The organism is Cellulomonas algicola (assembly GCF_003851725.1).
GTDB lineage: Bacteria > Actinomycetota > Actinomycetes > Actinomycetales > Cellulomonadaceae > Cellulomonas > Cellulomonas algicola.
In genome coordinates, this window is the sequence record NZ_BHYL01000202.1 from 1 (window position 1) to 17,922 (window position 17,922).

General features: G+C 73.9%; 18 protein-coding genes. 7 read left to right on the top strand and 11 right to left on the bottom strand.

Going from position 1 to position 17,922, the window contains the following annotated elements; genetic code table 11:
- A partial coding sequence (locus CTKZ_RS21605; protein WP_200829740.1) for a hypothetical protein occupies positions 1 to 493 on the top strand: 493 nt, incomplete at its 5' end.
- Positions 494 to 575: 82 nt separating this feature from the next.
- Here the strand turns inward: CTKZ_RS21605 and CTKZ_RS13045 are convergent.
- The 8 genes from CTKZ_RS13045 to CTKZ_RS13080 form a co-directional block, all read right to left on the bottom strand.
- A complete protein-coding gene (locus CTKZ_RS13045; RefSeq protein WP_124343355.1) occupies positions 576 to 1,280 on the bottom strand; it encodes a TrmH family RNA methyltransferase in 705 nt (234 codons plus the stop codon).
- A complete protein-coding gene (locus CTKZ_RS13050) occupies positions 1,277 to 1,864 on the bottom strand; it encodes a GNAT family N-acetyltransferase (RefSeq protein ID WP_124343356.1) in 588 nt (195 codons plus the stop codon). The genes CTKZ_RS13045 and CTKZ_RS13050 overlap by 4 nt, the downstream gene beginning before the upstream one ends.
- On the bottom strand, positions 1,861 to 2,715 hold the full coding sequence (locus CTKZ_RS13055; RefSeq protein ID WP_124343357.1) for an SDR family oxidoreductase: 855 nt from the start codon (positions 2,713 to 2,715) through the stop codon (positions 1,861 to 1,863). Before CTKZ_RS13055 ends, CTKZ_RS13050 begins: the two co-directional genes overlap by 4 nt.
- A gap of 196 nt (positions 2,716 to 2,911) precedes the next feature.
- On the bottom strand, positions 2,912 to 4,453 hold the full coding sequence (gene arfA, locus CTKZ_RS13060; RefSeq protein ID WP_124343358.1) for an arabinosylfuranosidase ArfA: 1,542 nt from the start codon (positions 4,451 to 4,453) through the stop codon (positions 2,912 to 2,914).
- Positions 4,454 to 4,536: 83 nt separating this feature from the next.
- On the bottom strand, positions 4,537 to 5,484 hold the full coding sequence (locus tag CTKZ_RS13065; protein ID WP_124343359.1) for a carbohydrate ABC transporter permease: 948 nt from the start codon (positions 5,482 to 5,484) through the stop codon (positions 4,537 to 4,539).
- Positions 5,481 to 6,431 carry a carbohydrate ABC transporter permease gene (locus tag CTKZ_RS13070; RefSeq protein WP_124343360.1) on the bottom strand — a complete coding sequence of 317 codons (951 nt, stop codon included), beginning with the start codon at positions 6,429 to 6,431 and terminating at the stop codon, positions 5,481 to 5,483. Before CTKZ_RS13070 ends, CTKZ_RS13065 begins: the two co-directional genes overlap by 4 nt.
- Positions 6,432 to 6,479: 48 nt before the next feature.
- Complete coding sequence (locus CTKZ_RS13075) at positions 6,480 to 7,769, bottom strand: extracellular solute-binding protein (protein WP_235843473.1); 1,290 nt, start codon at positions 7,767 to 7,769, stop codon at positions 6,480 to 6,482.
- 299 nt (positions 7,770 to 8,068) lie between these two features.
- Positions 8,069 to 9,082, bottom strand: coding sequence for a LacI family DNA-binding transcriptional regulator (locus tag CTKZ_RS13080; RefSeq protein ID WP_124343362.1), 1,014 nt, complete (start codon positions 9,080 to 9,082; stop codon positions 8,069 to 8,071).
- Positions 9,083 to 9,204: 122 nt separating this feature from the next.
- Between CTKZ_RS13080 and CTKZ_RS13085 the strand changes: the two genes are divergently transcribed.
- The 4 genes from CTKZ_RS13085 (at position 9,205) to CTKZ_RS13100 (ending at position 12,517) form a co-directional block, all read left to right on the top strand.
- Positions 9,205 to 9,966: a VTT domain-containing protein gene (locus CTKZ_RS13085; RefSeq protein ID WP_124343363.1), complete on the top strand. Its 762-nt coding sequence runs from the start codon at positions 9,205 to 9,207 to the stop codon at positions 9,964 to 9,966.
- Positions 9,963 to 10,736 carry an HAD-IIA family hydrolase gene (locus CTKZ_RS13090; RefSeq protein ID WP_200829741.1) on the top strand — a complete coding sequence of 258 codons (774 nt, stop codon included), beginning with the start codon at positions 9,963 to 9,965 and terminating at the stop codon, positions 10,734 to 10,736. Before CTKZ_RS13085 ends, CTKZ_RS13090 begins: the two co-directional genes overlap by 4 nt.
- A gap of 74 nt (positions 10,737 to 10,810) precedes the next feature.
- Positions 10,811 to 11,500, top strand: coding sequence for a ubiquitin family protein (locus tag CTKZ_RS21610; protein WP_160142901.1), 690 nt, complete (start codon positions 10,811 to 10,813; stop codon positions 11,498 to 11,500).
- A 207-nt stretch (positions 11,501 to 11,707) separates the two neighbouring features.
- On the top strand, positions 11,708 to 12,517 hold the full coding sequence (locus CTKZ_RS13100) for a YwiC-like family protein (RefSeq protein ID WP_124343364.1): 810 nt from the start codon (positions 11,708 to 11,710) through the stop codon (positions 12,515 to 12,517).
- A 102-nt stretch (positions 12,518 to 12,619) separates the two neighbouring features.
- Here the strand turns inward: CTKZ_RS13100 and pyrE are convergent, their stop codons facing one another.
- Together pyrE and CTKZ_RS13110 are read right to left on the bottom strand one after the other, a co-directional pair.
- On the bottom strand, positions 12,620 to 13,195 hold the full coding sequence (gene pyrE, locus CTKZ_RS13105) for an orotate phosphoribosyltransferase (RefSeq protein WP_124343365.1): 576 nt from the start codon (positions 13,193 to 13,195) through the stop codon (positions 12,620 to 12,622).
- Positions 13,196 to 13,283: 88 nt separating this feature from the next.
- Positions 13,284 to 14,072: an SDR family NAD(P)-dependent oxidoreductase gene (locus tag CTKZ_RS13110; protein ID WP_124343366.1), complete on the bottom strand. Its 789-nt coding sequence runs from the start codon at positions 14,070 to 14,072 to the stop codon at positions 13,284 to 13,286.
- Positions 14,073 to 14,548: 476 nt separating this feature from the next.
- Here CTKZ_RS13110 and recQ point away from each other — a divergent pair, with 476 nt between their 5' ends.
- Positions 14,549 to 16,360, top strand: coding sequence for a DNA helicase RecQ (recQ, locus tag CTKZ_RS13115; protein ID WP_371852369.1), 1,812 nt, complete (start codon positions 14,549 to 14,551; stop codon positions 16,358 to 16,360).
- A 38-nt stretch (positions 16,361 to 16,398) separates the two neighbouring features.
- On the opposite strand, the gene CTKZ_RS13120 is transcribed toward recQ, so the two are convergent.
- On the bottom strand, positions 16,399 to 17,148 hold the full coding sequence (locus CTKZ_RS13120) for a hypothetical protein (protein WP_124343368.1): 750 nt from the start codon (positions 17,146 to 17,148) through the stop codon (positions 16,399 to 16,401).
- Between the two features lie 163 nt (positions 17,149 to 17,311).
- Here CTKZ_RS13120 and CTKZ_RS13125 point away from each other — a divergent pair, with 163 nt between their 5' ends.
- Positions 17,312 to 17,842 carry a TM2 domain-containing protein gene (locus CTKZ_RS13125; protein ID WP_124343369.1) on the top strand — a complete coding sequence of 177 codons (531 nt, stop codon included), beginning with the start codon at positions 17,312 to 17,314 and terminating at the stop codon, positions 17,840 to 17,842.
- The last annotated feature ends 80 nt before the right edge of the window (positions 17,843 to 17,922 follow it).

The window sequence follows — 17,922 nt, forward strand, 5'->3', positions numbered from 1 at the left end:
GTCCACCGACCAGGCGGCGCCCGCCGACCGAGGAGCCCCCGCCGACCGCGCCGCCCGCGCCCACCGCGAGGCCCCCGCCGACCCGTGCGCCCCCGAGGTCGCCCCGCCCGGGTCGTCGCCCGCGGCCGTCGCGTACCTCGCGGCGGTCGAGGCCACGTCGGCCGACCGCATGGCGCTCTCGGACCGCATCGAGTCGCAGGGCCGGAAGCTGTACGACGTGGACCTCGCGACCGAGGTCGCGATCGACGAGCGGTTCCTGGTCGACCTCCGGGCGATCACCTTCCCGCCCGAGGTCCGGCCCGAGGCCGACGCGTTCGAGGCGGCGCTCGTCGCGTACCTCGACTTCGTCCGGACCGCGGCCGCGCAGCCGGGCTACTACGGCGAGCACCCCGACGTCGCGACCGCGGTCAACAACGCGCGGGGGTCCGCGGGCTCCGCGCTGCGTGACGCCCTCGACCTGCCGCCGAACGGCTGCGTCGTCAACCGCCCCTGAGGTCGCACGTGTGGCGCTCGCGCGCACGCACGTCGTGCGGTCCCGTGCGTGCCCGGGCTCGCCGGCACCGGCGGCTCACCCGTCAGGCCGCCGGTCGCGGGCCCGCGTGCTGCGCGACCCACGCGTGCATCGCGATCGCGGCGGCCGCGCCCGCGTTGATCGAGCGCGTCGAGCCGAACTGGGCGATGTGCAGGACGTCCTGCGCGGCTGCGCGGGCGGCGTCGGACAGCCCCACCGACTCCTGGCCGAAGAGCAGCACGCACGCGCGCGGCAGCGGGTAGCCCTCGAGCGGGACGGAGCCGGGGAGGTTGTCGACGCCGAGCACGGGCAGGACCGTGCCGTCGCGACCCGCGGTGGACGCCCACGCGAGCAGGTCGTCGACCGTCGGGTGGTGCCGGACGTGCTGGTAGCGGTCGGTCACCATCGCGCCGCGACGGTTCCAGCGACGGCGGCCCACGACGTGCACCTCGGCCGCCAGGAACGCGTTCGCGGTGCGGACGACCGAGCCGATGTTGAGGTCGTGCTGCCAGTTCTCGATCGCGACGTGGAACGGGTGGCGGCGCGTGTCGAGGTCCGCGACGACGGCCTCGACCGTCCAGTAGCGGTACCGGTCGACGACGTTGCGCCGGTCGCCGTGCGCGAGCAGCTCCGGGTCGTAGCGGGGGTCGAGCTCGCCGCTCGCGGCGTCGCGTGGCCAGGCGTCCGGTCCGCCGGGCCACGGCCCGACGCCCACGTCCGCGGCTGCGTCCGACGGGCGGTCGCCGTCGGGCTCGTCGCCGTGCGTCACGCGTCGCCCGCGTCCGTGCCGACGAGCCTGGCTGCCGCGGGCGACCGGTCCACGGCGGTCAGGCGGTACCGACGGCACGGCACGTCGACGCTCACACCCGGGGCGACCTCGACACGGTGGTCGAACGGGCCCTCGTCGGCCCAGCCCTGACGCTCGTAGAAGCGGCGGGCGCGTGCGTTGCCCGGGACGACCGCGAGCCAGGGGTGGGCATGGCCGGCCTCGGCGGCGACGCGGGCCGCGTCGGCGAGCAGCGCCGCCGCGACACCGGTCCCTCGTGCGCTCGCGTCGACGTACACCTGGTCCACCTGGTCGCCGATCGTGGTGGCGAACCCCACGACGTCCCCGCCCAGCACCGCCACGCGGGTGTGGGGCACGAGGCCCGGGGCACGGTCGACGAACGACTGCGGGGTGCGGTGCCGGCTCACCTCCGCGGGGACGTGCCCGTCGTGGCCGTCGTGCCAGCCGGTCGCCCAGATCCGCGCCAGCCGGGCCGCGTCGTCCGGGACCGCGTCGCGGAGCCTGACCGTGTCGGGCTCGCCGCCCGGGAGCGCGTCGTGGAGCGGGTCGCGCGGGCCGTGGCTCATGCGCCGGCCGTCCGGGCCAGCCACTCGTCGTACGTGACACGGCCGTAGCGGGCGTCGGGGGCGGTCGCGTCGCCGGACGAGAAGAACGCACCGTAGCCGGGGACCGGGAGGCCCACCGGGACGCGCCGGCTGCGGTGCGCGGCGGCCCAGCGGCGTGCGAGGTCGGCACCGTCGACCTCCTCGGGGCCGGCCACGGTGACCGTCCGCCGACCGGGCTCGCCCTCGTCGCGGGCCTCCCCGTCGAGCGGGGCGTCGAGCGCCGCGGACACGTCGAGGAGCGCCCGCGCGACGTCGGTCACATCGATCGGCTGGAGCCGCGCGCCGCGCAGGTACGGCACGGTGCCGAGGCGGGTCAGCGCGCCGACGAGCGTGGGACTGCCGAAGAACCGGTCGAAGAAGTCGTGGAACTGCGCGGCGCGCACGAGCGTCGTCGGGACGGCGCTCGCCTGGTAGACGCGCTCCTGCGCGACCTTGGTGCGGTAGTAGCCGATCGCGGCCCCGCGGTCGACGTTGACGATCGAGAGCACGACGGCCAGGCCGACGCCCGCGTCGCGGGCCGCGAGCGCGATCGACGCCGCCCCGGCCGTCAGCACCTTCGCGGTCGCGGGCGTCTCGCCGTTGACCGTGTCGACCACGACGTCGGCACCGTCGAACGCGGCGCCGAGCCGCTCGGGCGCGTCCGCCGCGACGGCGTCCGCGGCCACGTACTCGGCGCCGACGACCTGCCGGGGCGCCGGCGGCACGTGGCGCGACACCGACCGCACGCGGTGCCCCCGCCGCAGCGCCTCCTCGACGACGGCCCGCCCGGCGAGCCCCGTCCCTCCCACGACCACGACCGTCCGCTGCGTCATGCCCCGATCATGCCGCTGCCCTCCCGCGCCGACGACCAGCGAGCTCGTCACATCGCGCCGAGCTCGTCAGCCGGGGAGCGGCGAGCTCGGCACGGACCGACGAGGTCGGCGGCGCGCTGGGGGAAGGCGGCGGGAGACGGGTGGGTCGTCCCGGTGGGCGCGAGGGGCGGTGGTGGGGCCGCGTCGCGACGCGGCGTCAGGCCGTCGTCACCTCGAGCTCGACGACCGCCCACGACAGGGCGGGCAGGCGGACGGTCGCCGTCGAGCCGTCGACCTGGACGTCGTCGAGGGGCACGAGGCCGACCGCGTCGGGGCGGTCCTGCGTGCTCGCGGTGAACCGGTCGCCGCCCTCGGGGATCGTCAGCACCTCGGCGCGGGTCACGCGCGCACCCGTCCAGCCGCGCAGGTCGACGGTGACGTCGGCGGCGGCGTCGAGGCCGCGGTGCGCGAGGAACAGCGCGACGCGCCCGTGCTCCTCGTCCCACGTGGCGGAGGCGTCGACGAGGTCGGTGTCCCCGAACTTCCCGGCGTCGTACCGGTCGGAGGTCGCCGCCACCCGCAGGATCTGCCCGTGGGCCAGCGCCGACATCCGCGCGAACGGCCAGAAGATCGACTGCCGCCACGCGGGCCCACCGGGCTCGGACCGGATGGGCGCGATGACGTTGACGAGCTGCGCCTGGTTGGCGACCTTGACGCGGTCGCCGTGCCGCAGGAGCGAGTTCAGGAACGTGCCGACGACGACGGCGTCGGTGACGTCGTACTCGTCCTCGATGATGCGCGGGTGCTCGCGCCAGACGCCCTCGCGCTCGATGACGTGCGGCTGGTCGGGGGTGTCCTTCCCGCGCTGGTACCAGACGTTCCACTCGTCGAACGAGAGGTTGATGCGCTTGGTGTGCTTCCCGGCGGCCCGCACGGCGTCGGCGGTCGCGACCACCGACTCGATGAAGTGGTCCATGTCGACGGCCGACGCGAGGAAGGACGCGTGGTCGCCCCCGTCCTCCTGGTAGTAGGCGTGCAGCGAGACGTAGTCGACGTACTCGTACGCGTGCCGCAGGACGGTCTGCTCCCACGTGCCGAAGGTCGGCATGCCGGAGTTCGACGACCCGCACGCGACGACCTCGATCGTCGGGTCGACGAGCCGCATGGCCTTGGCGGTCTCCTGCGCGATCCGGCCGTACTCCTCGGGCGTCTTGGCGCCCATCTGCCACGGGCCGTCCATCTCGTTCCCGAGGCACCACAGCCGGATGTCGAAGGGTTCCGGGTGCCCGTTCGCGGCGCGCAGGTCGGACAGCGCGGTGCCGCCGGGATGGTTGGCGTACTCGACGAGCTGACGCGCCGCCTCGACGCCGCGCGTGCCGAGGTTGACGGCCTCCATGACCTCGACGCCCGCGACGCGCGCCCAGTCGACGAACTCGTGCAGCCCGAACGCGTTGGTCTCGACGGTGTGCCACGCGCCGTCGAGACGCCGCGGGCGCTGGTCGACGGGCCCGACGCCGTCCTCCCACCGGTACCCGGACACGAAGTTGCCGCCGGGGTACCGGACGACGCTCACGCCCATCTCGCGGACGAGGTCGAGCACGTCGGTGCGGAAGCCGCGCTCGTCGGCCGCGGGGTGCCCGGGCTCGTAGATGCCCGTGTAGACGCACCGGCCCATGTGCTCGACGAACGAGCCGAAGATCCGGCGGGGCACCTCCCCGACGGTGAAGTCGCGGTCGAGGACGAGTCGTGCCTGGGTCATGGGTCTCCTCAGGGTGCTGCGGGTGGTGCGCGGTGCGGGGAGGGCGGCGGCCCGGCGGGTGGTCCGGGCCGCCGCCGGGGACGTCACTGACCGCCGAAGCCGGTGGTCGAGAAGCCCTTGATGATCTGCCGCTGGAAGAACAGGAAGACGACGATCAGCGGCAGCGCGGCGAGCACGGCGGACGACATCGTCTGCGCGTACTGCAGCCCGTACGCGCTCTTCACGGTCTGCAGGCCGACGGGCAGGGTCATCAGCGAGGCGTCGCTCGTGATGATGAACGGCCACAGGAAGTTGTTCCACGCGCCGATGAACACGATGATCGACACGGCCGCGAGGATGGGTCGCGACAGCGGCAGCACGACCGACCAGAACACCCGGAGGCGTCCGGCGCCGTCGATCCGGGCGGCGTCCTCGAGCTCGACGGGCACCTGCTCGAAGAACTTCTTGAGGACGAACACCATGGCCGGGTGCACGACCTGCGGGAGGATGATCGCCCAGTACGTGTCGACGAGGTTGAGCGTGAGCATCTCGTAGAACAGCGGGACGATCAGCACCGGCGGCGGCACGATGATCGACGCGATGATCAGCCAGAACAGCCACCGGCGGCCGCGGAAGTCGATGCGGGCGAGCGCGTAGGCGGCCAGCGACGACACGGTCAGCGTGATGACCGTGATCGCGACGGCCGTGACCAGGCTGTTCCACGTCCAGAGCGGGATGTTCCCCTCGCGGAGCACGCTCGCGTACGCGTCGGTGGTGAACCCGTCGGACGGGAACCACGAGACGGGCGTGGCGGCCGCGGCGGTCTCGGACTTGAACGACGTGAACACGGCCCACAGGAACGGCAGCAGCCAGAACACGGCGAGGACGACGAGCGTGACGATCGCGAGGATCCGGCCCGGGCTGGCGAAGTGCTCGCCGACACGCAGGCCCGCGGCGTGCGCGAACCTGCCCTGCGGGCGGCGACGACGACCGCCGGCGACGGCGGCTCCGGCGGCTCCGGCGTTCGGCTGCGGGGCGACGGTGGTGGTCATCGGGCGCTCCTGCGGAAGGTGAACGGGACCTGCGCGAGCGACACGATGATGATGACCGCGAAGAAGATGTACGCGATCGACGACGCGTAGCCGAACCGGTACCCGGTGAAGCCGGACTCGAAGATGTACTGGACGACGGGCCGCGTCACACCGCCCGGACCGCCCTGGGTCATGATGTAGATCTGGTCGAACACCTTGAGCGACGCCAGGATCTGCAGGATGACGATGAGCGCCGTGGTCGGGCCGAGCTGCGGGATCGTGATCGACCAGAGCTGCCGCCAGCGGCCGGCGCCGTCGAGCGCGGACGCCTCGTACTGCTGCTCGGGGATGTTCTGCAGCGCCGTCAGGTAGAGCAGGAAGTTGAACCCGACGGTCCACCACAGCGTCTCGACGACGACCGCGAGCATGGCCCACCGCGTGTCCTGCAACCAGGCCTGTCCCTCGACGCCGAGGGCGCCGAGCATGTAGTTCACGAGGCCGAGCTGCGGGTTGTACATCCAGATCCAGAACTGCGCGGCCACGGTGGACGCGAGCAGGAACGGCATGAAGAACGACAGCCGCCACAGCCACTGGCCGGGCAGCCCCTGGAACACGAGCAGCGCCATGACGAGCGCGACGAGCACGAGCGGCACCGTCGAGAGGACGGTGAACCACAGCGTGTTGAGCATCGAGCGCCACATGATCGGGTCGCGCAGGGCCTCGGCGTAGTTGTCGAAGCCGAGGAACGCGCCGCCGGCGCCGGTGATCGACTCGCCGGTGAACGACAGGTAGAAGCCGTGGATGAGCGGCCAGATCAGGAACATCGCGAAGACGACGACGAACGGCGCGACGAACAGCCAGCCGATGCGGGTGTCGCGCGATCGTGGGGTGCGGGTGGTGGATCGGTCGGACGTCGACGTGCCGGTACGGCTACGTCCGGCGCCGACGTCTACAGCGGCAGAGGACACGATCGGACTCCTTCGTCGGATCGGGCGGTCAGGTCGGCAGGAAGAGCGTCAGACCGGGTTCGGCTTCGAGAGCTGGACGTCGACGCGTCGCACGAAGGCGCCGAAGCCCTCCGCCGGGTCCGCGCCGTCGAGGTACACGTTCTGCACGGTCTCCAGGAAGTAGCTCTGGAAGTCGCTCCCGGAGCCCGTGAACCACGCCTCGGGGTCGTAGTTGAGGATCTCGGCCGCCGGTGCGTAGTGCGCCTGCGGGACGAGGTCCTGGTACTCGGGGCTCTGCACGACCGGCTGGTACGCGGGGATGTGCCCGGCCTCGGCCCACGCGAACGAGCTCTGCAGGATGTCCGCGACGAACCGGTAGGTCGCGCGGCGCTGCTCGGGGTCCGGGTCGGACTGGTGGGGCAGCGTGAACGCGTGCGAGTCCGCGTACGCGGCGGGCGTGCCGAACAGCGTCGGGATCGGCATCGCGTCGAACGGGATGCCGGCGTTCTTGGCCGTCGGCAGCTCCCAGACGCCGGTGAAGAACATCCCGCTCTCCCCCGACATGAACTCCGCGACCGCCGTGCCGTAGTCGCCGTCGGGTGCGCAGATCGTGCCGTCGAGCAGCGTCTGGATGTACTCGAGCGACTCCACCGCCGCGTCGGTGTCGACCTCCGCGCGGGTGCCCGACAGGTCGAACTCCGCGTCGTGCTGCTTGTAGAGCGTGTAGAACAACCGCCACATCTGGGCACCGTCGCCGAGGTACCCGTACGACAGCCCGTGCTTGCCGGTGACGCCCTGCATGGCGCGCGCGACCTCGAGGAACTGGTCGGCGTCCTCGATGGGGGCGAGCTGGCCGTCGGACCCGAGCACACCCGCCTGCTCGGCGATGTCGGTGTTGTAGAACATCACGAACGGGTGCGAGTCGAGCGCGATCGAGAACTGCGTCCCGTCGAGCCCGCCCTTCTCCCAGACGCGCGGGAGGAAGTCCTGCTCGGTGACGTCGAACTCGGCGAGCAGGTCGAGGTCCCACGGGTCGAGCAGGCCACCCGGGGCGTACCCGGCGATGCGCGACGCGTGCATGATCGCGGTGTCGGGGGCGCGCCCGCCGACGCTCGCCATCGCGAGCTTGGTGTAGTACGGCGCACCCCACGCGAGGACGGTCTGCGTCGCGTGGTACCCGTGGTCGAGGGCGTTCACGTCCTCGACCAGACCGGCCATGTTGATGCCGTCGCCGCCGGACAGCAGGTGCCAGAACGCGAGCTCGCGGACGCCGTCGGCGGCGGCGGTCGGGGACGCGCAGCCCGCGAGCGACCCCGCGGCCGCGACGCCGCCGATCGCCGCGAGCGAGCCGAGCAGCATCTGCCGGCGGGTGAGGCCGGTCAGGCCCGAGGACGGGCCGGAGCGGCCCGGGACGACGAACCCGGCGCGGTCGAGCGCGGGGGTGAGGGGGTTCGGGCCGCGCGGGGGCCCGTGGCGATCGGTCATGCCGTCACTCCTTCGTGAGACACGTGTCGAGGCCCTGTCACCGCCCGCCTCGCGGACGGCTGGGAGCCCTCCCCGGGGTGGCCGTGGCCGGACCAGTCGTGAGCATTACATCGTTGAAACGGGTCGGCAAGAGGGACGCCACGCCGCCAACCGGACAGATCGCCGGGACCGGCTCAGGAGCGCGTCGTGCTCGCGCGGACGACCACGCGGTGCGGGACGGTGAGGCGCCGCGGTGCGCGGTGCGGGTCGTCGATGCGGTCGCGCAGCAGGTCGAGCGCCGTCGCCGCGAACGCGCGCAGGTCGAACGAGACCGTCGTCAGCGGGGGCACCGCGTACCGGCTCGGCTCGACGTCGTCGAACCCCGCGACCGCCACGTCGTCGGGCACGCGCAGCCCTCGCTCCCACAGCACGTGCACGACCGCGAGCGCCATCGAGTCGGTGAAGCAGAAGAACGCCTCGGGCGGCGGGTGCTCGTCGAGGAAAGCCCGCACCGCGTCACGCGCCTCGTCGGCCGTCCAGCGCGGCGTGGCGATCTCGAGCACGGGGTCGTGCGCCACACCCGCGGCCGCGAGCGCCTGGCGGTAGCCCTCGGTCCGCTGCCGGGCAGCCGCGGTCTCGGCGTCGCCCGGGACCCCGACGACGGCGATGCGCCGCACGCCCGTCGCGAGCAGGTGCTCGGTCATGTCGCGTGCCCCCGCGACGCTGTCGACGCCCACCTGGTCCGTCCGGTCCTGCTCGACCTCGCCGATCAGGACCGTGGGCGGCAGCGGACCCCGCGCGACGTGCTCGTCGACGACCGACTCGGCCAGCGACACCGGGTTGAGGACGAGCCCGTCGACGAGGTGCGACCGGGCCCGGGACAGGAGCGCCTGCTCGCGGTGCGGCTCCGCCGCCGTCTCCTCGATCTGCACGCTCCACCCGCGCGCGTGCCCCTCCTCGACGAAGTGGTGCGCGACCTCCGCCGAGTACGCGGTCGAGAGGTCCGGGAGCGCGAGCGCGATCAGCCCGTACCGACCGTTGCGCAGCCCCCGGGCGCCCAGGTTCGGCACGTAGTCGAGCTCCGCGAGCGCCTCCTCGACGCGGGCCCGCGTCTCCGGCCGGACGAACGCGGTGCCGTTGATGACGTTCGACACCGTCTTCGGGGACACCCCGGCGCGCAGCGCGACGTCCTTCACGGTGGACCGCATCGCCGCCCTCTCCTCGACCGCCGGTGGGCGCCCATTGTCCCGACGACGACGAGCCGCGGTCCACACCGTTCCCACACAGGGACGCACGTCGGGGCCACGGGCGGGCACGTACCCTGGACGTCATGCTGACGACGACCCTCGGGGCCGCACTGCACGCCGCCGGCCCCGTCGCCACGCTCGGGCCGGACTTCCTCGACCCCGACCACATGATCTCGTCGTTCGGGACCGCGGTCGTCATCGGCATCGTCGCCGTCATCTTCATCGAGACCGGGCTGCTGTTCCCCATCCTGCCCGGCGACTCGCTGCTCTTCACCGCGGGCGCGCTGGTCGCGCAGGACCTGTTCCCGGTGCACATCAACATCTGGATGCTGTGCGGGCTGCTGTTCCTCGCGGCGTTCCTCGGCGACCAGACCGCCTTCTTCATCGGCCGGCGGCTCGGCCCGCGCGTCTTCAACAAGCCCGACTCGCGCTTCTTCAAGAAGAAGTACATCGACCAGACGTACGCGTACTTCGACAAGTACGGCGGCCGGACGATCATCGTCGCGCGCTTCGTCCCCATCGTGCGCACGTACGCGCCCGTCGCCGCGGGCGTCGGCAACATGCGCTACCGCCACTTCGTCACCTACAACGCCGTCGGCGCGCTCCTGTGGGGCGTGGGCGTGACGATGCTCGGCTACCTGCTCGGCAACATCCCGTTCGTCAAGGAGAACATCGAGGGCCTGCTCGTCCTCATCGTCCTGCTGTCGGTCGTGCCGATGGGCATCGAGCTGCTGCGCGCGCGCCGCCACCGCGACGACGCGCCGCTCGACGCCGACGGCCGCGACACCCGCTACGACGAGCAGTCCGAGCGCGAGGCCGTCGAGCGCAAGGTGTTCGGCGAGTGACGCGGGAGATCCGCTCGTGGCTGTCGGACATGGACGGCGTCCTCGTGCACGAGGGCACCGCCCTGCCGGGCGCCGCCGAGTTCGTCACCGCGCTGCGGGACGGTGACCGCCCCTTCCTGGTCCTCACCAACAACTCGATCTTCACGCCGCGTGACCTCGCGGCACGCCTGCGGGCCAGCGGCCTCGACATCCCCGAGCGCGCCATCTGGACCTCCGCGCTCGCGACCGCGCAGTTCCTCACCGACCAGATGCCCGGCGGCTCCGCGTACACGATCGGCGAGGCCGGTCTCACGACCGCCCTGTACGAGGCCGGGTACACGCTCACGTCGTCGGACCCGGACTTCGTGGTCCTCGGCGAGACGCGCACCTACTCGTTCGAGGCGATCACCCAGGCCATCCGGCTCATCCAGGGCGGCGCGCGGTTCATCGCGACCAACCCCGACGTCACCGGCCCGTCGGCCGAGGGTGACCTGCCCGCGACCGGTGCCGTCGCCGCGATGATCTCCGCCGCGACCGGCCGCCAGCCGTACTTCGTCGGCAAGCCCAACCCGATGATGATCCGGTCCGCGCTCAACCGGATCGACGCGCACTCCGAGACGACCGTCATGGTCGGCGACCGCATGGACACCGACGTCGTCGCCGGGATCGAGGCCGGCCTGCGGACGATCCTCGTGCTGTCCGGGTCCACCCGGCGCGAGGACGTCGAGCGCTTCCCGTTCCGCCCGAGCGAGATCGCCGACTCCGTCCAGGACCTCGTCGACCGCGTCTGACGTCACCCACCCGGCTCCCGCGTCCGCCGTCGACGTCGGGTGATACTGGCCCGTCCCCCCAGGCCAGGAGCACCGTGCAGATCTTCGTCAAGACCCTCACCGGCAAGACCATCGCCCTTGAGGTCGAGCCGTCCGACTCGATCGAGGCGGTCAAGCAGAAGATCCAGGACAAGGAGGGGATCCCGCCGGACCAGCAGCGGCTGGTCTTCGCCGGGAAGCAGCTCGAGGACGGGCGCACTCTCGCGGACTACACCATCCAGAAGGAGTCGACGCTCCACCTGGTGCTGCGCACGACGACGCCGCAGCTCGCCCCCGCGGTGTCGGGCGTGGACGCGACCGGCGCGACCGTGTCCTGGACGGCCCTGCCCGCCGCGACCGCCGGGTACGCGGTCACGTGGTCCGCCGACGGCACCACCTGGTCGACTCCCCTCACGACGTCCGGGACGACCGCCGTGCTGTCCGGCCTCCCGTCCGGGACGACGCTCACCGTCCGCGTCGAGGCCGTCGGGCTGACCGTCGTCGAGACCGTCACGCTCACCACCGCCGCGCCCGTCGTGGTCCCCGTCGTCCCGGTCGTGCCCTCCGCCCCCCAGGTCCCGGCCGTGGCACCGTCGCCCGGCGTCGCCACGACCTCCGCGGCGCCCGTGCGAGGTGCCGAGCTCGCCGCGACCGGCGCCTCTCCCGAGCTCGCGCTGGCCGCGGTCCTCGCGGTCGCCGTCGGGACGTCGCTCGTGCGCACGGCCCGGACGCGCCGCGCCCGCTGACGTCGCCGCCGGCCGGTCTGGCCGCCACCGCCGCTCGGCGGCTCGCTGACGTCACCCCCGGCGGTCTGGCCGACCTCACCCTTCGGCGGCCGGGCCGACCTCCCGGCTCGGCGGTCTCGCGGACGTCGCCGTTCGGGGGCCACCCTCGCCCGGGGCCGGGACCTAGGTCCCGGTGGCACTCCGCCGTCGGCGGGTCATGCTCGGCGCGTGCCGACGACAGCCCCGCACCGCGTCGCCCCGGTCCGCCGCCGCCGCGGCCCGGGCTGGGTGCCGCAGCAGCACGGGGCGTGGGCGATGCTCGTCGTCCCGGTGGTCGTCGGGTCCGTGCTCGTCGGGCCCGCGTGGCGGCACGGGCTGCTGCTCGTCGCCTGGCTGGTCGCGTTCCTCGCGTACAACGCCGCCGGGCTGTGGCTCAAGGCGTCCCGTCGCCCGCGGTACCGGCCGCCGGTGCGGGCGTACGGCGTGGCGACGGTCGTGCTGGGCGGGCTGCTGCTGGCCGTGGCGCCGTCGCTGCTGTGGTGGGCGCCGGTCTTCGGTGCGCTGCTCGCGGTGAGCCTCGGGTGCTCGGCACGTCGTGCCGACCGGTCGTGGCTCAACGACGGCGTCACCGTCGTCGCGGCGATGCTGATGACGGTCGTCGCGGCGGGGCTCGGGTCCCCCGGCCCGCTGCCGGGGGCCGACGACCCGCGCGCGTGGGCGGCGACGGGGGTCCTCGCCGCCTACTTCCTCGGCACGGTGCCCTACGTGAAGTCGCTCATCCGCGAGCGCGGCGACCGGACCGTGCTCGCCGTCTCGGTCGGCTACCACGCGGCGCTCGCCGCGGGCGCGCTCGCCGTCGTGGTCGTCCGCCCACCCGTCGCGGGTGGTGCCGTCGTGTGCGCGGCCGTCGCGCTCGGGCTGCTGGTGCGTGCGGTCCTCGTGCCCCGGCGGCGGCCGTGGCCGTCGGCGAAGGCGATCGGGCTGGGCGAGATCGCCGCGACGGTCGTCGTGACCGCCGCGACGCTCGCGGTCGTCTGACGGTCCCGCCGGGAGCCCCCGCCCGAGCCCGTCAGGTCGGGCCGGACGGCCGCGCGGGTCGGCCCGTGAGGACGGGCCGAGGTCGGCCGGCGGGTGAACCCGTCAGGACAGGCCGAGGTCGGCCAGGGTGAAGAGCGCGTGGTACGGCACGCCGAGGGCCTCGATCTTGGCCTGCGCGCCCGTCGCGCGGTCCACGATCACCGCGACGCCCATGACCTCGGCGCCGGCCTCGCGCGCGGCCTCGACGGCCGCGATCGGCGAGCCGCCCGTCGTCGAGGTGTCCTCCAGGACGACCACCCGACGACCTGCGACGTCCGGGCCCTCGATGCGCCGCTGCATGCCGTGCGCCTTCGCCTCCTTGCGGACGACGAACGCGTCGAGGTCCTGCCCGCGCGACGCGGCCGCGTGCAGCAGGGAGGTCGCGACCGGGTCGGCGCCGAGGGTGAGGCCGCCGACCGCGTCGATCTCGGCCGTGCCGAGCCCGACCTCCTCGAGCAGGTCGAGCATGAGGTGGCCGATCAGCGGTGCCGCACGGTGGTGCAGCGTGACGCGGCGCAGGTCGACGTAGTAGTCGGCCTCGCGGCCCGACGACAGCGTGACCTTCCCGTGCACGACCGCGAGGTCCTGGATGAGGGCGAGCAGCTGCTCGCGGGGCGTCGGCGAGAGGTCGTGGGTCACGGCCCCCAAGGCTAGACCGTGGGCCGCGGGCGGACGCCGCCGTCTCGTCCGTCAGGCGACGGTCGTCGGGGCGTCGCGACGGGCCGCGTCAGGCGTCGGCGTCGGTCGGGGCGTCCTCGATCGCACGGCGGTAGCGGCCGATCGCGCGGATCGCGGACCGCGGGGCGATGCGGACCAGGGCCGACATCGTGCGGTAGCGGGTGCTCGGGGTCGAGATGACGACGCCGCGGCGCACGTCGGCGAGGGCGGTCGCGACGACGTCCTCGGCGTTCAGCCACACGATCTCCGGGTACTGGCTCATGTCGATGCGGCCGCGCTCGTGGAACTCGGTGTGCGTGAAGCCCGGGTTCACGACGGTCGCGGTGACGCCCGTGTCCTTGAGCTCGACGGCGAGCCCCTCGGTGAACGAGCGCACCCACGCCTTGTGCGCCGAGTACGTGCCCGACGCCATGAGCGCCGCGACCGACCCGACGTTGAGGATCGCGCCACGACCGCGCGCGACCATCGCCTCGGCGGCCGCGTGCGAGAGGACCAGGACCGCGCGGACCATGACGTCGAGCGCCGTGAGCTCGCGCTCGAGGTCGCCGCCGACGAACTCCTGGTTGATGCCGAAGCCGGCGTTGTTCACCAGCAGGCCGACGGGGCTCTCGTCGCTGCGCAGGCGGTCGGCGACGCGGGCGACGTCGTCGGCGTCCGTGAGGTCGGCGACCAGGACCTCGGCGCGGATGCCCGCGGCGGCCTCCAGCTGGGCGGCGAGGCGCGTGAGGCGCTCCTCGTCGCGGGCGACGAGGACGACGTCGTGCTTGGCGGTGGCGAGCTGCCAGGCGAACTCCAGGCCGAGACCGGCGCTGGCGCCCGTGACGAGTGCGGTTCCCATGCGGCCACCCTACGGACCGTCCCGGCCCCGACGCAGCGCTTCGGCGAGCCGTCCCCAGCCCGGCGGTGCGTCGCGGTGTCAACGGCACGCCGGCGGCGGTCCGCGGTGTGGGCCAGGGCTCGTAGGGTGGGCGGGTGCCAGCCGGACCCGCCCGCCCTGCCTCCCGAGCCGCCGCGTCGGCGGAGTGGACGGACGACGTCCCGCTGCCCGACGAGCCGCCGTTCGACCCGGGGTACGACGAGCCCCCGTACGACCCGTCCTACGACGAGCCGCCCTTCGACCCCGCGTACGACGCGGCGCCGCCCGACCGCCCGTCGCGAGGCAGCGGCCCCGCGCGCGGTGCGACGGCGCGCCGGTCCGGCGACGAGGACCGCAGGGCACGCGACGAGGCCGCGCACGGAGCACCGGTCCCGGGCCGCAGCCGCCCGCGGGCGGTCACCGAGCCCGACGACGGACCGCGTCCCACGCCGCACGAGGTGCTGCAGCGCGTCTGGGGCTACGACGCGTTCCGCGGCGAGCAGGCGGAGATCATCGACACCGTCGTGAACGGCGGCGACGCGCTCGTCCTCATGCCGACCGGCGGCGGCAAGTCGCTCTGCTACCAGGTGCCCGCGCTCGTCCGGCCCGGCACGGGCGTCGTCGTGTCCCCGCTGATCGCGCTCATGCAGGACCAGGTCGACGCGCTCTCCGCGCTCGGCGTGCGCGCCGGGTTCCTCAACTCGACGCAGCAGCCGCACGAGCGGCGTGCCGTCGAGCAGGCGTTCCTCGACGGCGAGCTCGACGTCCTCTACCTCGCCCCCGAGCGGCTGCGCGTGCCCGACACGATCGACCTGCTCGACCAGGGCCGCATCGCGCTGTTCGCGATCGACGAGGCGCACTGCGTGTCCCAGTGGGGCCACGACTTCCGGCCGGACTACCTGCAGCTGTCGATGCTGCACGAGCGCTGGCCCGACGTGCCGCGCATCGCGCTCACCGCGACCGCGACGGCCGCGACCCACGCCGAGATCGCGCAGCGGCTGCAGCTCGAGGACGCGCGGCACTTCGTCGCGAGCTTCGACCGGCCCAACATCCAGTACCGGATCGCGCCGAAGGACAACCCGCGCGCCCAGCTGCTCGACCTGCTGCGCACCGAGCACGCGGGGGACGCCGGGATCGTCTACTGCCTGTCCCGGAACTCGGTCGAGCAGACCGCGGAGCACCTCGTCGCGAACGGCATCCCCGCGCTGCCGTACCACGCCGGCCTCGACCGCCTCGTCCGCGCGCGCAACCAGGCGCGGTTCCTGCGCGAGGACGGGCTGGTGATGGTCGCGACCATCGCGTTCGGCATGGGCATCGACAAGCCGGACGTGCGGTTCGTCGCGCACCTCGACCTGCCGAAGTCCGTCGAGGGCTACTACCAGGAGACCGGGCGCGCCGGGCGCGACGGGCTGCCGTCGACCGCGTGGCTCGCGTACGGGCTCGCGGACGTCGTGCAGCAGCGACGGATGATCGACACCTCCGACGGCGACGCCACGCACCGCCGCCGGCTGACGCAGCACCTCGACGCGATGCTCGCGCTGTGCGAGACGGTGTCGTGCCGCCGCGTCCAGCTGCTCAACTACTTCGGTCAGACGTCCGAGCCGTGCGGCAACTGCGACACGTGCCTGACCCCGCCCGAGTCGTGGGACGGCACCGTCGCCGCGCAGAAGCTCCTGTCGACGATCGTGCGGCTCGACCAGCGCAACCAGCGCTACGGCGTCGGGCACCTCGTCGACATCCTGCGCGGCAAGACGACCCCCCGCGTCCAGCAGCTCGGGCACTCCGCGCTCAGCACGTTCGGCCTCGGCACCGACCTGTCCGACGGCGAGTGGCGGGGGGTGGTCCGCCAGCTCCTCGCGCTCGAGCTCCTCGCCGTCGACTCCGACGGCTACGGGACGCTGCGGCTCGCTCCCGCGTCGGCCGAGGTGCTGCGCGGCGACCGCGAGGTCCGGCTGCGGCGCGAGCCCGAGCGCTCCGGCCGGTCGCGCGGCGGGTCGTCGGGCCGTGACCGTCGTGCGAGCGTCGCGGCTGACCTCAGCGACGACGCCGCCGAGCGGTTCGAGCGGCTGCGGGCCTGGCGCGCGGGTGCCGCGAAGGAGCAGGGCGTGCCCGCGTACGTCGTCTTCCACGACGCGACGCTCCGCGAGATCGCGACGCAGCAGCCGGCCAGCATCGAGGCGCTCGGGACGATCAGCGGCGTCGGCGCGACCAAGCTCGACCGCTACGGCGAGGGCGTCCTCGCGGCGCTGGAGGGCCAGCCCGCGGACTGACACCGCGGCGCCGCCAGGCGGGGACGTGCACGTGTCGGTCAGGCGAGGTCGACGTAGACGTCGAGGGCGCCCGCCGACGTGAAGCCGAGGGCCTCCAGGGATGCCGACTCCTCGGCGTCGTCGGGGTGTGCGAGAGCGACGCGCGCGCCCGCGGCGAAGGCGCGACCGAGCAGCCAGGCAGCCAGCGCGGTCCAGACGGGCGCGGCGGGGGCGTCGGGCAGCACGGCGACCCCCGACAGGTAGGCCGCCGGACCGGCCTGCCGGTCGGTCCGCAGCACGGAGCCCGTCGCCACGGGCGTGCCGTCGAGGGTCGCGAGCGCCACGGTCGCGGCGTGGGGTGCGTGCAGGTGCGGCGCGATCCACGCTGCCTCGAGCCCGGGGTCACCGGCGAACGCCACGGCGTCGACCGCGGCGACGGCCGCCAGGTCCTCCGGGCCGGCGGCGCGCACCCGCAGCCCGGCGACCGCCGGCGCCTCCACCGGACCGGCGTCGCGCAGGACGAGGTGCTTGCGGAACAGGAAGGTCCCGTGCGTCCACGGAGCCCCCGCGGGGACGCGGACGCCCCACGGCACGGCGAGCGGCTCGTACCAGGCGCACAGGGCGGCGACGTCCACGAGGGCGGGGTCGGTCACGTCCCCGTTGTTCCACTGCGGGTGCGGCAGTCCGCTCGCCATCAGGCGGACTCCGGGCGCGACACCGGTCGCACCGCCGCGACCCGTGCGGAGCAGACCGTGCTGCTCCCAGGCGTCGGCGTGCACGGTGCGGGCGAGGAGGGCACGCGGGTCCACGACCCGATCGTGCCGTGACCGGGTGGAGTCGCGCGGCCGACGCGCGAGACGACGGCGCGTACCGGTGCGCACGACAGGCGCGGGGCCCTAGCGTGGCGCCCGGTGCGTCGCTGCGGCGTCGCGCCAGATGAGAGGCCCATCCGCACGTCGAACGGAGTCACTGATGTCGACCACCCCGCCCGAGGGCACCGGACCGGCCGAGCCGGTCGACCCGACGGACCTGTCGAAGCCCCAGCCGCCCGTGGCGCCGCCGGCGCCCGCGTACGGTGGTGCGGCCCCCGCGGGCGCCGCCTACGGTGCGGCGGCGTACGGCTCCCAGCCCGGGTACGGGGCGCCCGCCGAGTCGGGCAAGTCGTTCGTCGCGACGTGGCTGCTCGCCTGGTTCCTCGGCGTGCTCGGCGTCGACCGGTTCTACCTGGGCAAGGTCGGCACCGGCATCCTCAAGCTCGTGACGTGCGGCGGCCTCGGCATCTGGGCGCTGGTCGACATCATCCTCACCTTGGCCGGCGTGCAGCGGGACAAGGCGGGGCGGCCGCTCGCCGGCTACGAGCAGCACAAGAAGCTGGCGTGGATCATCACGGCGATCGGCTTCATCCTGGGCTTCGCGGGCAGCGCCGCGAACCAGGCGACGATCACCGAGCAGTTCGACACGTCGTCGGCGATCGTCGTCGTCGTGCAGGACGTCGCCGTCTGAGTCGACCCACGACCGTCCGACGGGGGTGCTGCGTGCGCGCAGCACCCCCGTCGTCGGTCGGGACAGCCGCTGGTCAGGGC